This is a genomic window from Anaerotruncus sp. 80, from assembly GCF_009936115.1.
Taxonomy (GTDB): Bacteria; Bacillota; Clostridia; order Peptostreptococcales; family Anaerovoracaceae; genus Senimuribacter; species Senimuribacter intestinalis.
In genome coordinates this window covers 1-16,356 of the sequence record NZ_QWES01000023.1, presented here as the reverse complement: position 1 = coordinate 16,356, position 16,356 = coordinate 1, and the positions used below count along the sequence as shown (strand labels likewise).

The 16,356-nt window shown below is 42.8% G+C and carries 12 protein-coding genes and 1 tRNA gene; all 13 read left to right on the top strand.

The window, feature by feature from the left end; genetic code table 11:
* Window positions 1–26: 26 nt before the first annotated feature.
* The 13 genes from D1155_RS11905 to D1155_RS11845 all read left to right on the top strand — a co-directional run bounded on the left by D1155_RS11905 (window position 27) and on the right by D1155_RS11845 (window position 16,285).
* Window positions 27–113: transfer RNA gene (locus tag D1155_RS11905), tRNA-Leu, on the top strand.
* 37 nt (window positions 114–150) lie between these two features.
* Window positions 151–546 (top strand): preprotein translocase subunit YajC, encoded by a 396-nt coding sequence (gene yajC, locus D1155_RS11900; protein WP_160202634.1) that lies wholly within the window; start codon window positions 151–153, stop codon window positions 544–546.
* A gap of 248 nt (window positions 547–794) precedes the next feature.
* Complete coding sequence (gene secF / locus D1155_RS11895; protein ID WP_243151087.1) at window positions 795–3,095, top strand: protein translocase subunit SecF; 2,301 nt, start codon at window positions 795–797, stop codon at window positions 3,093–3,095.
* A 48-nt stretch (window positions 3,096–3,143) separates the two neighbouring features.
* Window positions 3,144–5,342 carry a bifunctional (p)ppGpp synthetase/guanosine-3',5'-bis(diphosphate) 3'-pyrophosphohydrolase gene (locus D1155_RS11890; protein WP_160202633.1) on the top strand — a complete coding sequence of 733 codons (2,199 nt, stop codon included), beginning with the start codon at window positions 3,144–3,146 and terminating at the stop codon, window positions 5,340–5,342.
* 111 nt (window positions 5,343–5,453) lie between these two features.
* Complete coding sequence (locus tag D1155_RS11885) at window positions 5,454–6,074, top strand: MBL fold metallo-hydrolase (RefSeq protein ID WP_160202632.1); 621 nt, start codon at window positions 5,454–5,456, stop codon at window positions 6,072–6,074.
* 49 nt (window positions 6,075–6,123) lie between these two features.
* Complete coding sequence (gene hemZ, locus D1155_RS11880; protein ID WP_160202631.1) at window positions 6,124–7,461, top strand: coproporphyrinogen dehydrogenase HemZ; 1,338 nt, start codon at window positions 6,124–6,126, stop codon at window positions 7,459–7,461.
* A complete protein-coding gene (gene hisS / locus D1155_RS11875; RefSeq protein ID WP_160202630.1) occupies window positions 7,449–8,702 on the top strand; it encodes a histidine--tRNA ligase in 1,254 nt (417 codons plus the stop codon). Before hemZ ends, hisS begins: the two co-directional genes overlap by 13 nt.
* Before the next feature lie 16 nt (window positions 8,703–8,718).
* Complete coding sequence (gene aspS, locus D1155_RS11870) at window positions 8,719–10,482, top strand: aspartate--tRNA ligase (protein ID WP_160202629.1); 1,764 nt, start codon at window positions 8,719–8,721, stop codon at window positions 10,480–10,482.
* A gap of 2 nt (window positions 10,483–10,484) precedes the next feature.
* Window positions 10,485–11,096 carry a nicotinate-nucleotide adenylyltransferase gene (nadD, locus tag D1155_RS11865; RefSeq protein WP_160202628.1) on the top strand — a complete coding sequence of 204 codons (612 nt, stop codon included), beginning with the start codon at window positions 10,485–10,487 and terminating at the stop codon, window positions 11,094–11,096.
* Window positions 11,065–11,649 carry a bis(5'-nucleosyl)-tetraphosphatase (symmetrical) YqeK gene (yqeK, locus tag D1155_RS11860; protein ID WP_160202627.1) on the top strand — a complete coding sequence of 195 codons (585 nt, stop codon included), beginning with the start codon at window positions 11,065–11,067 and terminating at the stop codon, window positions 11,647–11,649. The genes nadD and yqeK overlap by 32 nt, the downstream gene beginning before the upstream one ends.
* Window positions 11,639–11,983: a ribosome silencing factor gene (gene rsfS, locus D1155_RS11855; protein ID WP_160202626.1), complete on the top strand. Its 345-nt coding sequence runs from the start codon at window positions 11,639–11,641 to the stop codon at window positions 11,981–11,983. Before yqeK ends, rsfS begins: the two co-directional genes overlap by 11 nt.
* Window positions 11,984–11,991: 8 nt before the next feature.
* On the top strand, window positions 11,992–14,463 hold the full coding sequence (gene leuS / locus D1155_RS11850; protein WP_160202625.1) for a leucine--tRNA ligase: 2,472 nt from the start codon (window positions 11,992–11,994) through the stop codon (window positions 14,461–14,463).
* A 130-nt stretch (window positions 14,464–14,593) separates the two neighbouring features.
* Window positions 14,594–16,285: a ribonuclease J gene (locus D1155_RS11845; RefSeq protein ID WP_243151089.1), complete on the top strand. Its 1,692-nt coding sequence runs from the start codon at window positions 14,594–14,596 to the stop codon at window positions 16,283–16,285.
* The last annotated feature ends 71 nt before the right edge of the window (window positions 16,286–16,356 follow it).

Below are 16,356 nucleotides of genomic sequence, written 5' to 3'. Positions count from 1 at the left end.
TCGTTATGCTAAAATATAACCAATGTGCCGGCGTGATGGAATTGGCAGACGTGCGGGATTCAAAATCCCGTGGTGGCAACACCGTATGGGTTCGACCCCCATCGCCGGCACCAATAGAAAATCCGAATTGGAGATATGTAGGAGGAACATATGAGTAACGGTGGTGGCAACGCATTTGCAATGCAGTTAATAATCCTGGTAGTTTTTATCGGTGCGATGTATTTCTTACTGATTAGACCGCAGAAGAAGAAAGAGAAAACCATACAGCAGATGAGAAACACGCTGCAGGTTGGAGATGAAATTATCACAATTGGTGGTATCTGCGGCAAGATTGTAAAGACCAAAGAAGATTCCATCGTAATTCAGGTTGGTGCTGATAAGGTTAAGTTTGAGATGATGAGATGGTCTGTTTCATCAGTTGTAAGCTCCAGTAAGAGTGCAGGTAAGTCTGCAGTTGCAGAAGATGAAGAAGAAAAGAAGGTTAAGCCTAAACGTCTGAGAAAAGCTGCTGATGTAGAAGAGCAAATTCCTGAAGATGAGAAATAAGATGGCTCTATAAGTTCATATGTATGATTAGATTAAGACTCCCTACAGTTAGGGAGTCTTTTAGCATATGTGGGGCAGGACAACTTCGTCAACTCGTTTTTCTAAACTGTAAAAAGTTTTGTCTTTAGAAAACGAATACAGAATTTTGGAAAACAGCTATCCTTTGAAGATTTGATGTTTGCCTCATAAATTAAGAATTACCCCTTGCCCAAGTTCTGAAAACGTAGTACAATAAAGAGTAAAATAAAATGCCGGTATTATGGGCAAATTTTGACTATATAGAAGGTGAGAAGAAGAAAATGAATTCAAAACTAAGAAAAATTTTAGCTAGTTTAATCATCATTGCGCTTCTTATTGGATGGTATATTTCCATCTTTGGGATTGGTTCGATAAATTCCATTAAGGACGCAATGAAGTTTGGGCTGGATATCAACGGCGGCGTCTATGTTGTTCTTGAAGCCGATGCAGAAGATATACAGGGACTTTCAGACAGTGATTTATCGCAGGTGATGGAGCAGACCAGAGCTGTTCTGAATAATCGAGTCAACGCAATGGGTATTTCCGAAGCGACTGTATCCATTGAAGGAAACGACAGACTTAGAGTAGAGATGCCTGGAGTGGAAGACGCACAGCAGGCAATCGATCAGATTGGTAAGACTGCGCAGCTTCGTTTCCTCCTTGCAGACGGCACGGAGGTGCTCAGCGGCGATGAGGTAAAGAATGCTAACATCGACACTGATACAGAGAACGGCGGATATAAAATCGTTTTGGAGTTTACAAACGAAGGCTCTAAGAAGTTTGAGGAAGCGACCAGAAAAACTTCCGCAAACGAAATAACACCAAATCAGGAATTTTCTGATTTAGGAATCGGCGGACAGGCTATTATCATCATGCTGGATGATGAGATTGTAACTTCTCCAAATGCACAGACGGTTATCACCAGTACAACTTGCGAAATTACAAGTAACGGTGGTTATACGCAGGAGGATGCATCCAATACGGCAGCACTGATTCGAGGCGGTGCACTGCCTATTTCCTTAAACGAAGTAACATCTTCTGTACAGACTGCAACTATCGGTGTTAATGCACTGAACAAGAGTATTGTGGCAGGTGCTGTAGGGCTTGGACTGGTATTCCTGTTAATGCTGATCATGTACAATATCTTAGGTCTGGTTGCAGACATCGCGTTGCTGCTTTATGTACTGATTGTACTTTGGATTATGGCTGGTCTTGGAAGCGTGCTGACTCTGCCTGGCATTGCAGGTATTATTCTGTCCATCGGTATGGCAGTTGACGCAAATGTCATCATCTTTGCAAGAATTAAAGAAGAGATTGCAGCAGGAAAGACTATTAGAGTAGCCGTTTCTCAGGGCTTTAAGAATGCGCTTACTACAGTCCTTGACGCACAGATTACAACTCTGATTGCTTCTGTGGTGCTTTATGAAATTGGTTCTACAGCAGTAAAAGGCTTCGCACTGACTCTGATGATTGGTATCATCGTAAGTATCTTTACAGCCGTTGTAGTAACCCAGCTTCTCATCGGTCTGGTTGCTGACAGCAAAGCCTTTGCAAAGAACAAGTTCTTTGGCGTAAACGAAGACGGCACAGAGAAGAAACTCTTAAAGAAAGAATTCAACTTTATTAAAAATAGAAAGATTTTCTATGGAATCAGCGCAGTGATTATTATTGCAGGTCTGATATTCTCTGTAGCAAGAGGATTCAACTATGGTATTGACTTCACAGGCGGTACTATGATTCAGCTTGATATGGGCAAAAAAGTTGCAACTGAAGAAGTACAGGACGCACTTGCTGAATATAATCTGGAAGACGTATCCATTGTGCTTAGCGGAGACAATCAGGAGCAGATTATCATTAAGACAACCAATGCTCTTGACAACGACGCAAGAGGCGAGGTAATTAAGACTTTAGAAAGCAAATTTGGTGTAACCGATAAAGATGTGCTGGCTTCTGAAGAGTTTGGCCCAACAGTCGGAAAAGAACTGAAGACCAATGCAGTGAAGTCCGTGCTGATTGCAGCAATCGGCATGCTGATTTATATTATTTTCCGATTCAGATCCTGGAAATATGGTGTTGCTTCTATCGCGGGCATTGCTCACGATGTTCTGATGGTGCTTGCATTCTATGCAATCTTCAATGTAACTATTAACAATCCGTTTATCGCAGGTATTCTGACTGTAGTAGGTTACTCCATCAACGATACCATCGTTGTGTTTGACAGAATCAGAGAGAATAAGAAACTTTACAAGAAGGACAACAATCAGGTGGTAATTGACCGCAGCATCAATCAGACTTTGAACAGATCGGTCATGACATCACTGACTACTCTGATTTGCATGGTACCGCTGTTTTTGATGGTATCGACGTCTATCAGAGAATTTGTAATTCCGCTTATGGTCGGCGTTTTGGTAGGTACTTATTCCTCCATCTTCCTGTGCAGCCCGCTGTTCTATGAATTCAGCAAGAATGAAGAAAAATCCAAGTATATGATTGCAGCACAGGCAAGCGAAAAGAAGAAAAATAAGAAATAAATTAACCAAAATTAGATTAAACTGATTGCAGGAGCAGAATAGACATTAATGGAAACAAAAGCAAAATTTTTAGAAGAAATTACCAGTATCAATAAAAATTATGACACCGATTTAATAGGGCGAGCCTTTGATACGGCTCGCACCTTGCACGATGGTCAGCTTCGTAAGAGCGGAGAGCCGTATCTGATTCATCCTATTGCTGTCGCCAAGTTATTGGCGCAGCTTGGTATGGACGAGGAAACCATCGTCGGTGGGCTTTTGCATGATGTCGTTGAAGACACAGAATATACCAGAGAGCAGCTCGTATGTGACTACAGTGAAGAGATTGCTCTCTTGGTAGATGGTGTCACTAAACTGGGAAGCATAAAATTTGACAGTAAAGAAGAGGCGCAGGCGGAAAATCTCAGAAAGATGTTTCTCGCCATGTCCAAGGATATTCGCGTACTGATTATCAAGCTTGCAGACCGTTTGCACAATATGCGGACACTGCAGTTTATGCGTCCTGAGAAAAAAATTGAAAAATCCAGAGAGACTCTTGATATTTATGCGCCTCTAGCAAGTCGTCTCGGTATTTATACTGTGAAATTTGAGCTGGAAGATTTGGCGCTTTCCTATCTTCACCCGGAAGAAGTAGGAAAGCTGGAGTCTGAAGTTACTGAGAAAAAAGAGCAGAGAGAACAATTTATCAATACAGTAATAGAGGAAATTAAAGAAGCACTGGACCAGATGAACATGCACTATGATATTTCTGGACGTTCCAAACATCTTTACAGCGTATATAAAAAAATGGTACTGCAGCACAAGCAGCTGGATGAAATCTTTGACCTGACTGCAGTTCGCGTTATTGTAGAAAATGTCAGGGATTGCTACGCTGTTTTAGGTCAGGTGCACACCATGTGGAAACCTATTCCGGGTAGATTCAAAGATTATATTGCCATGCCGAAACCGAACATGTATCAGTCGCTTCATACAACGGTACTGGGCGATAACGGTGAACCGTTTGAAATTCAAATCAGAACTTACGAAATGCACAGAGTTGCGGAATATGGTATTGCTGCTCATTGGAAGTACAAAGAGGGAAATACGAAAGGCGACCAAAATCATGAGGAAATGAAGCTGGCATGGGTGAGACAGACGCTGGAATGGCAAAGTGAACTGAACGATCCAAAGGAGTTTATGGAAACTCTTAAAATGGATCTTTTTTCCAGTCAGGTTTTTGTATTTACGCCAAAGGGAGAGGTCATCGACCTGCCGGCAGGTTCTACGCCGCTGGACTTTGCCTTTAAAATTCATACAGCAGTTGGCTGTAAATGTGTTGGCGCAAAAGTAAACGGAAAAATGGTCACCATCGACCATACCTTGAATAACGGAGATATCGTTGAAATTGTCACTTCTTCGAATTCAAGCGGTCCAAGTATAGATTGGTTAAAAATTGCCAAGAGTTCTACTGCTAGAACAAAAATCAGGCAGTGGCTTAAGAAAGAAAGTAAACCGGATGACGTCTCAAGAGGAAAAGACGCGCTGGATAAATATATTAGAAAGAAGGGCTTTGATCCACAGCTTGTGGGTAAAACAAGCTATCTGACAAAAGCGACCAAAGAGATGAATATCGCAACTCAAGATGAAGCTTATATGCAGATCAGTAAAGGCGGTACCATCTTAAGTAAATACGCAAATCTTCTGTTCGGCTATTTTAATGAAGATAAGAAGCTTGAGCAGAAGAGAGAAGAAAAGCAGAAAAAAATGCTGGAAAATGACGCTAAGAAGGAAAAAATGCAGCGTCACCAGCGAGAAAATCCCGGCATTATTGTCAAGGGAGCGGATAATTTGATGATTCGAGTTTCCCGGTGTTGTAATCCTGTTCCGGGGGATGATATTGTCGGATTCATCACAAAAGGCAGAGGCATTTCTGTTCACCGCAAGGACTGCTCCAATATCACTTCGCTTCCAGAAGGAGAGAAAGCAAGATTTATTGAAGTAGAATGGGAAGACCTGAAGGTCGGAAAATCCTATAATGCGGACATTTGTATTGCGGCAGGCGAGAGAAAGGGAATTTTTTCGGATATTTCCAGAGCTTGTGAAGATATGGACGTGAACATTTCCGGTGTCAATGCAAAGAGCGGAAAAGACGGCGTAGTCAATATCACTCTGACCCTGTCCATTGCCAGTACGCAGCAAATGCAGAGAGTATTGCGGACTCTGAGAAATGTCCAGAGTGTCACTAACGTTTATAGAGCAAGGAGTTAATGGACTTGCTCCAATTTACAAAGTAAATTGATGAGAAGTCCTTATGCTGTTGCACCCCAAGAGCGCAGCGATTGGCTAAGTGCAAGTCGTATAAGAAAGAGGAAAGAATATATGAACATTCTTAAATTTATTACCTGTCCGATTCAGGTAAACACTTATTTGGCTTTTGATGAAACCAAAAAGGGATTTATTGTAGATCCGGGTGGATACAGCCCGCTGCTGACCCAAAAAGCAAAGGAAGAGAATATTGAAGTAGAATACATCATTTTGACCCATGGTCATGCCGATCATATTGGTGGTGTCGATGACTTTTTAAAGGATTTTCCGAGTGCAAAAGTGGTCGCATATGAAGCGGAGAGAGAAATGCTGATGGATTCTAACCTGAACGTTTCTCTGGAAATCTGCGGAAAACCGATCATCGTTGATGCGGATATCTATGTGAAGGACCGAGAAAATCTAACGGTGGGAAACACTGCTCTTACCTTTATCCATACGCCGGGACACACCAAAGGCGGTATGTCCATCATTACAGATGGGGCAGTATTCAGCGGTGATACGCTGTTTCGCCAGTCCATAGGCAGAACTGATTTTTATGGTGGAGATTTTGGAGAAATCATCAATTCTATCAAGGAAAGACTTTTCGTGCTGCCGGACAACACCATGGTATATCCGGGTCATATGAGCGAAACTACGATTGGTTACGAAAAGGAGCACAATCCTTTTGTTAGATAAGATAAAGATTCAGATTTTTCATTTTGAAAAAAAATATTTATTAGAAGAAATGATCAAGATATTTCTTCGTCCTGACCAGTATGTTCTGGTTTCAGAGGATTATGTACAGCAAGATGGAGAAACGTTTCTTGTCTTTAATAAAGAAAATTTTTCTGATAAGAATCAGATTAAAAGACAGATTTACGATCAGCTATCTTCGCTGACCGGAGTATATCCCCAGTGGGGGATTTTGACTGGAATCAGACCGGTAAAGCTTACTGGGGAAATCTACGAAAAAGTCGGCAGTGAAAATGCTGTGCTTCAAATCCTTATGAGCGAGTATTATTTAACAGAAGAAAAGGCGAAACTGCTGATTGAGATGTATTTCCATCAGCAGAGGACATGCGGTAAAGCTGTACCGAAGTCTGCAGGCGTTTATATCGGCATTCCATTCTGTCCGACCAGATGTGTCTATTGTTCCTTTGCGTCCAATCAGGTAGCAGACAGTGAAATCGCCAGATATTTTGAGGCGCTTTTAAAGGAAATTGCCTATGTAGGAAGACGAATGCAGGAGTGCGGCATAATGGCGGAAACCATCTATGTGGGCGGCGGCACACCGACTACGCTGAGCGCAGAGCAGCTTAGAATTTTGCTGCAGACGATAAAACAAAATTTCGATTTGACGGCGCTTAGGGAATTGACTGTAGAAGCAGGACGGCCAGACACTATTACAGCGGAGAAGCTGATGGTGCTGAAAGAGGCAGGGGTAGATCGAATTAGCATCAACCCGCAGTCTATGCATGAAAAGACGCTGGAACGCATCGGAAGAAATCATAAACCGGAAGATATCATCAGCGCCTTTGAAATGGCGAAGAAACATAGATTTAACAGTATTAATGCAGATCTAATCGCAGGACTTCCGGATGAATCTGAGGAAGATTTTGCTAGATCACTGAAAGAGATTATCGCTCTTGCACCTGACAATATTACGGTGCACTGTCTTGCGGTAAAGCGGGCGTCCCGCCTTGTGGACATTGACAAGGATTTCCACTATAAACAGGCTGATCTTGTTTCTGCGCAGCTTTCTGAAAGCAGACAAATCCTCAAGGACGCAGGCTATATACCGTATTATCTGTACAGACAGAAACATATGGCTGGCGCTTTTGAAAATACAGGATACTGCAAAAAAGATAAAGACTGCATTTATAATGTGCGTATTATGGACGAACATCAGACGATTATTGCCCTTGGCGCGGGAGGAATCACCAAGGTTTACTACCCGGAGGAAAACCGTCTGGAACGTGTGCCCAATGTAACCAACTATCAGGAATACATAGCGCGTATTGAAGAAATGCTGGATAGAAAAGAGAAAAATTTATTTATGGAGGTAGAAAAATGGCAATCATAGCACCAAAAGGAACGAAGGATACGTTGCCTGCACAGGTGTACAAGTGGCAGTACGTTGAGAAAAAATTCTCCGAATTCTGCGATAAATACGGCTTCAAGGAAATCAGAACGCCGGCATTTGAACACACCGAGCTGTTTAAAAGAGGTGTTGGAGACACAACCGATATCGTACAGAAAGAAATGTACACCTTCGATGACTATGCAAAGAGAAGCATTACTTTAAAACCGGAAGGAACTTCACCGGTGGCGAGAGCTTTTATTGAACACAAACACTATGCAGAAGTGCAGCCGACCAAATACTATTATATTACACCGTGTTTCCGCTATGAAAAACCGCAGTCTGGAAGACTTAGAGCATTTCATCAGTTTGGTATCGAAATTTTCGGAACCACCAACATGCTGGCTGATGCAGAGGTTATCTGCCTTGGTTATGATTTCCTACACGACATGGGAATTAAGGACATCAAACTGAAAATTAACAGTGTGGGTTGTCCTTCCTGCAGACAGAAACATAGGGAGGCTCTGAAAAAATTCTTGGAGCCGGTTTATGACCAGCTTTGCAATACCTGCAAAGACAGATATGAGAGAAATCCGATGAGAATTTTGGATTGTAAATCGGAAATCTGTCAAGAATTAGTAAAAGATGCACCGGATATGATCGATTACCTTTGCGATGACTGCAAAACGGCATTCACTGATGTACAGAAGAACCTGGACGCTATGGGCATTGAATATATTGTGGATCCGAGAATCGTAAGAGGGCTGGATTACTATACCAAGACAGCTTTTGAGTTTGTAACAGATAGTAACGGAACACAAGGAACCGTATGCGGAGGGGGCAGGTACGACCACCTCATCGAAGAAATTGGCGGACCTCCGATTCCTGGCGTTGGTTTTGGACTGGGTATTGAGCGTCTTTTGATGCTGATGGAGGAAAATGGCGTTGAAATTCCACAGCCGGAGCCGCTAAAAGCCTTTATCGCTGTCATGGGCGAGGATGCAAAGGCATTCGGTCTCAAACTTCTTCGCCAGCTTAGAAACAAAGGTGTGAAAGCTGAGATGGATACTCTTGCAAGAAACATCAAGGGGCAGTTTAAATATGCCGATAGACTGGGCGCACAGTACACCGTAGTCATCGGCGATAACGAACTTGCTGAAGGCGTTGTTTCTGTAAAGGAAATGGCAACCTCCCAGCAGAGAGAAGTAAAATTAGAAGATCTGACAGAAGAATTAGCAAAATAGGAGAGATAAGAAATACATGGCAGAATTATTAAAGAGAACCCATTATTGCGGCGATTTACGCATTGCAAATGTAGATGAAGAAGTCGTGCTTAACGGTTGGGTTGCAAAACAGAGAAGTCTGGGTGGATTAATCTTTGCTGACCTTAGAGATAAGACCGGCATTGTGCAGATTACTTTCGACGATACGATTTCCGAGAAGGTTTTTAAAAGAGCAGAATCATTGCGTAGTGAGTATGTCATCGGCGTAAGAGGCATTGTAAAGGAGCGAAGCTCGAAAAACCCTAATATTCCGACTGGTGAAATCGAAGTGTTTGCAAAGGAACTTCTGATTTATAACGAATCAGAAACGCCGCCAATTTACATCAAAGACGATGACAATGTAGACGATAACCTTCGTTTAAAATACAGATATTTGGATTTGCGCAAGCTGAAAATGCAAGAGAACATTAGATTCAGACATAAACTTGCCAAGCTGACCCGGGATTATTTTGACGAAAACGGATTTACCGAAATCGAAACACCGATTCTAATCAAATCCACACCGGAAGGTGCCAGAGACTATCTGGTTCCGAGCCGCGTTAACGAAGGCAGATTCTATGCGCTGCCCCAGTCGCCGCAGCTTTTCAAGCAGCTTCTCATGGTCAGCGGCTGTGACCGCTATATCCAGATTGCAAAGTGCTTCAGAGATGAGGACCTGCGTGCAGACAGACAGCCTGAATTTACGCAGATTGACATGGAAATGTCCTTTGTAGATCAAGATGATGTGATTGCTATGCAGGAAGGCTTTTTAAAGAGAGTGTTTAAGGAGCTGCTCGATGTAGAAATCGCTGTGCCGTTTCCTAGAATCCCTTTCGATGAAGCTATGGAGCGTTACGGCAGCGACAAACCTGACACCAGATTTGGATTTGAACTAAAGTCTTTAAATGATGTGGTTGCCGGTACAGAGTTTAAAGTCTTTGCTGATGCGCTTGCCGCAGGCGGCGATGTCAGAGGTATCTGCATCGATAACGCTTCCGACAAGTTCAGCAGAAAGGATATCGACAAGCTTACAGAGCAGGCTAAACATTACGGTGCAAAGGGTCTGGTATGGCTGAGAGTAGAAGAAAACGAATATAAATCTTCCGTAAATAAATTCTTTACGCAGGAACAGCTTGCTGAGATTGCAAAGGTCTTTGACGCAAAGGTGAATGATCTGATTCTCATCGCCGCTGACAGAGCAAAAGTCGTATTTGACACTTTGGGATTCCTGAGAAGACATATTGCAGGCATTCTGGGACTCTTAGACGACAAGCAGTTCAATTTGCTGTGGGTAACGGATTTTCCGATGTTTGAAAAGGATGACGAAACAGGTGAACTGAAAGCAATGCACCATCCGTTTACACATCCGAGAACAGAAGACATTCCGCTTCTCGATACAGCGCCGGAAAAGGTTAAAGCGATCGCTTATGACATCGTAATGAACGGTGTAGAAGTAGGCGGCGGCAGCATCAGAATCCACGAAAAGGATTTACAGGCGAAGATGTTTAAGGCATTGAGACTGACAGAGGAGGAATGCCAGGAAAAATTTGGTTTTCTTCTAGAAGCTTTCAAATATGGCGCACCGCCGCACGGAGGTCTTGCTTACGGTCTTGATAGACTGGTTATGCTTCTTCTTGGCGAGCACAGCATCAGAGAAGTCATTGCATTTCCGAAGAACCAGAATGCACAGTGCATGGTCTGCGAAGCGCCGGGCGTTGTAGAAGAAGAACAGCTGACTGAACTAGGAATCAACTTGAGGTAATCATGAGTGATATCGGAATATTAGGCGGATCCTTTGATCCATTCCATAACGGGCATTTATCCATCGCAAAGGCTGCAATGCGCGAATGTGGCCTTTCGCAGATTATTCTTCTGCCTGCAAAGGTGCAGCCCTTTAAATTGGGACGTCACATGGCTGCAGAGGAGGACAGGGTCAATATGGTCAGTCTAATTGCCCATCAGAATCAAAATTTTGTTGTATCCACTGTGGAGGCATTCAGCGAAGAGATTTCTTATACTTATAAGACGCTGCAGACATTGAAATGTCAGTACCCCAAAGACCGCCTTCACTTTATTCTGGGTACAGACTCGTTTCTCAGTTTGGAAACGTGGTATAAGGGGGCTGATCTTTTGCGGGAGTTTCCTTTTGTTGTCGGTGTAAGACCTGGCTATAAGGAAAGTGAGACTATTGAGATGGTTGAGAAAGTACGCCGATGCTATGACGCAAAGATTAAAGTTTTGCACAACAAAATTTTGGAAGTATCTTCCACGGATATTAAAGAAAATATAAAAGCGGGAAAATCTATCAGATCGTTGGTACCTTTTCCGATAGAAAGGTATATTCATGAACACAGACTCTATCAAGACGTATATTGAGAAAAATTTTTCAGAGAAGAGAAAACTTCACACAGAAGGCGTCAGAGTTACTGCAATGAATCTTGCAAAAAAATATGGTGCAGATCCCGAAAAAGCAGAGGTTGCGGCATTGTTTCACGATATGTATCGGGGCGTTAGCGTCGATGTACTGAATTACTATGTAAAACATCTGGGACTTTCTGAAATCTATCTGAACAACGGCAATCTGGCCCACGGAAAAATTGCCGCTATCGTGATGGAACGGGATTTTGAGATAACAGATCCGGATATTATTAATGCGGTCAGCTATCATACGACAGGACGACCTGCCATGAGCGCGCTGGAAAAAGTAATCTATATTGCAGATGCCATTGAACCCAATCGAAATTATCCGGGTGTAGAGGAGATCCGACAGGCGGCAGAAGAAGATTTAGATAAGGCGTGTTTACTTTCTCTGAGCAGAACCATAGAATATGTTCGGCAGCAGGGAAATTTCCTTGATACAGACACTATTGCTGCCAGAGATTATTTACAGAAACAATATGCCATAAAGGAGAAGGAAAATGGACAATAAAAGTTTTGCGCTGCTTGCGGCGAAAACCTTAGATGACAAAAAAGCGCTTGATATTGCTGTCATCGATATCATGGAAAAAGCAACATTTGCAGACTATCTGGTGATTGCAACCGGTAATTCAGAAAGACAGGTAAATAGCCTGGTTGATGAAGTAGAAGATCAGTTTGCAAAAGAAGGACTTCTTGTAAAGAACATTGAAGGAAAGCAGAACTCCGGCTGGGTTTTGATGGACTTTGGCGATATCATCGTCAATATCTTTACGAAAGAAATGCGAGAAAAATATAATATCGAAAAGGTGTGGGGCGACTGCAGCTTTTTAGATTTGGAGGATTAATAAAAGCAATGAACGAAAAATACAACTTTAAAGAAATTGAAAGTAAATGGCAAAAGCACTGGAAAGAGAATGATTCTTTCAAAACTGACATTGATGAGAGCAAGGAAAAGTACTATGTGCTGGAAATGTTCCCTTATCCTTCGGGAAAACTGCACATGGGACATGTGAGAAACTATTCTATCGGTGATGTCATTGCAAGATGCAAGGCAATGCAGGGATTCAACGTGCTGCACCCGATGGGCTTTGACTCCTTTGGACTTCCTGCTGAAAATGCAGCGATTAAACACGGCGTGGAACCGAGCAAATGGACCTGGGACAATATCCACGAAATGGAAGCGCAGCTTGACCAGCTGGGGCTTGCTTATGACTGGGACAGAGAGGTGCAGACCTGCAATCCGGATTATTACAAGTGGATGCAGTGGATCTTTATTCAGTTCTACAACAAGGGCCTTGCCTATAAGAAGGAAAATCCTGTAAACTGGTGCCCGAGCTGCCAGACTGTACTTGCCAATGAGCAGGTTGTGGATGGCTGCTGCGAAAGATGTAAATCACCGGTTGGAAAGAAGAATCTTTCCCAGTGGTACTTCAAAATTACAGACTATGCTGACAGACTTTTGAACAACCTTGACAAGCTGGAAGGCTGGCCTAACAAGGTTAAGGTCATGCAGAAAAACTGGATCGGAAAGTCCATCGGTGCGGAAATCGATTTTACAATTGATGAAACTGATAAGTTGTTAAAAGTATTTACCACTCGCGCTGATACGCTCTTTGGTGTTACTTACATGGTTATGGCGCCAGAACACCCATATGTAATGGACCTTGTAAAGGGTACAGAATACGAAGCGCCAGTTCTTGCATATCTGGACAAAGTACAGCATATGAACGACATCGAAAGAACTTCCACCACCAACGAGAAGACTGGTGTATTCATCGGAAAATACGCAGTCAATCCGGTCAACGGAAAGAAAGTTCCGATTTTTATTTCTGACTATGTGCTGATGGGTTATGGAACAGGTGCCATCATGGCGGTACCTGCTCACGACCAGAGAGATTTCGACTTTGCAAAGAAGTTTGATTTAGAAATTATTCCGGTTGTAGATTCTAACAATCCAGAAATTGATGTTCATGACTTGAAAGAAGCCTTTGCCGCAGAAGGTACTATGATTAACTCTGGCAAGTTTGATGGTATGAACAATCAAGAAGCTATCGGTGCAGTTATCGAATGGCTTAGCGAAGAAGGTATCGGTAAGAAAACTGTCAACTACAGGCTCCGTGACTGGCTGATTTCAAGACAGAGATACTGGGGTACCCCGATTCCGATGATTTACTGCGAAGAGTGCGGCTGGGTGCCTGAAAAAGAAGAAAACCTGCCGGTACTGCTTCCGACCGATGTAGAATTTACAGGAAAAGGCGAATCTCCACTGACCACCTCCAAAACCTTTGGCAAGTGTACTTGTCCGAAGTGCGGAAAAGAAGCCAGAAGAGAGATGGATACCATGGATACTTTCTTGGATTCTTCCTGGTACTTCTTAAGATACTGCGATCCGAAGAATCAGGAAATAGCTTTTGCCAAGGACAAAGTCGACTACTGGATGGATGTTGACCAGTACATCGGCGGTGTAGAACATGCGATTTTACATCTGATGTACGCAAGATTCTTCCAGATGGCACTTTATGACCTGGGACTGACCAAACACGAAGAACCGTTCAAGAACCTGCTTACACAGGGCATGGTAAACAAGGACGGCAAGAAGATGAGTAAGTCACTGGGCAACGTTGTCAGCCCTGAAGAAATTATCAACAAATACGGCGCTGATACTGCAAGATTATTCATTCTCTTTGCAGCACCGCCGGAAAGAGAGTTGGATTGGTCCGATGCAGGGGTAGAAGGAAGCTACCGTTTCCTAAACCGTGTATATCGTCTGGTTTATGATTTCACCCAGAATTATCAGGGCACAGGTGGTGCATACGAAATCAAAACAGACGCAGATAAGGAATTGAATTATGTCCTCAATACTACTATCAAGAAAGTAACCGACGATGTAGGAGGAAGATTCAGCTTCAATACAGCCATCAGTTCTATTATGGAACTTGTCAATGCGCTGTACAGATATAAAGAATTGGAAGACGCAAACCAGGACTTCATGAAGAAGGCAATCGATACACTGGTTATCATCCTTTCACCGTTTACACCGCACATTTGCGAAGAAATGTGGCAGACTCTGGACGGCACTAAGACCTTGACCGAGGTTAGCTGGCCTGCATACGATGAAGCTGCACTGGTGAAAGATATGGTTGAAATTGTAGTTCAGGTGAACGGAAAATTAAAAGAGAAATTAAATGTAGCAAATAATTTAACAAGAGAAGAACTGGAAAAAACTGCGCTTTCTGATGACAAAGTAAAAGCTTTGACAGAGGGCAAGAATGTGGTAAAAGTCATTGCAGTCCCTAATAAGCTTGTAAATATTGTTATAAAGTAGAGGGGAGTATATGAGAGATTACAACAGTAAAAAGCCGCAAGCTAAAAAAGCGGCTGTCCGGAGACCGCAGAATAAAGAGGTTTTGCCGCTAAAGAAGTCTACGAAAAAATCCTCACCAAGAAAAAATGTAATGAGGACAGTGAAGCCTGCGCAGCAGACGAAAAAGGCAGAAAACCTGAAAGTTATTCCAATCGGAGGTCTCAATGAAATAGGTAAAAACCTGACGGTTTTAGAATATAAAGACCAGATATTACTCATTGACTGCGGCATGTCTTTTCCAGAAGATGAAATGTACGGCATTGATGTCGTCATTCCAGATTTCAGCTATCTGGTAAAGAATGCGAAAAAAATTGTAGGTATGGTAATTACCCACGGTCACGAAGACCATATCGGTGCAATCCCATATCTTTTAAAACAGATTCAGGTACCGATCTATGGAACCAGGCTAACCCTTGGACTCATAGAAAATAAACTGAAGGAACACGGACTGAAAGCAAAATTTCATATTGTAAAAGCTGGAGAAAAATTTAAAGTAGGAGAATTTAAGGTAGAGGCAATTAGAACTACTCATTCCATTGCGGACGCCATCTGTCTGTACATTCAGACACCGGCTGCGACCCTGTTTCATACAGGAGATTTCAAAATTGACTACACGCCGATTGATGGCGAACCGATTGATTTAGCAAAGTTTGCTGAAATCGGAAGACGCGGCGTAGATTTAATGCTTGCAGACAGTACTAATGTGCTCAGAAAAGGCTACACTGCCTCTGAACGAGTGGTAGGTCAGACGCTGGATGGTATTTTCAGAGAGGCAAAGAATCGAATTATTATTGCCACTTTCTCTTCCAACGTCCATAGAGTACAGAAAATTGTAGAACTTGCTGCAAAATACGGCAGAAAAGTAGCTGTTTCCGGCAGAAGTATGGACAATGTAGTAAATCTGGCAAGTGAACTTGGCTATCTGCATTTTCCTGCAGGCACCTACGTAGACCTGAATAAGACCAGAAATATTCCTGACAACCAGTTGGTGATTATTACTACGGGAAGTCAGGGTGAACCGATGTCTGCGCTGTCGAGGATGGCAAATGATGAGCATCGCAGTGTAAAGCTGAAAAAGGGCGATACTGTGATTCTGTCTTCGACGCCGGTTCCGGGAAATGAAAAGACCGTATCAACGGTCGTAAACAGACTTTACGAAAAAGAAGTAGAAGTCATCTATAACGATATAGCGGATATTCATGTTTCCGGTCACGCCTGTCAGGAAGAACTGAAGCTGATTCATACGCTGATCAAACCAAAGTTTTTCATGCCCGTACACGGTGAACACAGACATTTAGTGCAGCATGCAGCTCTGTCTGAATCCATAGGCATGAAAAAGAAGAATATTTTTATCTTGTCTAATGGAGATCAGCTCACTGTGGATAAGCGCAATGCAACGAAGTTCCAGAATGTTGTCAGCGCAGAAGATGTATTGGTTGACGGTCTGGGTGTGGGTGATATTGGAAATATCGTTCTTCGGGACAGAAAACTGCTCTCCGAATCCGGTTTGATTATTGTGGTTGCAGCCATCGACAGAGCTAGCGGAGAGGTGATTTCAGGACCAGATATTGTTTCTCGTGGCTTTGTCTATGTCAGAGAGAACGAGGATCTAATCAACGATGCCAGAGCTGTGGCAAGACAATCTCTGGAAGATACTCTATCGGGAAATGGCAGCAAAGACTGGAGTGCCATTAAGAACAACGTAAGAGAAGACCTTCGGAAATTCATCTTCCGAAAAACCAAGAGAAGTCCAATCATCCTTCCGATTTTTCTGGATGTATAATGGTCCTGCCCCAAGAAAACGAGCGAAGCGAAGTTTGCTTGGCAAGGCAGACCTTATGCTTTTGCGTCCCA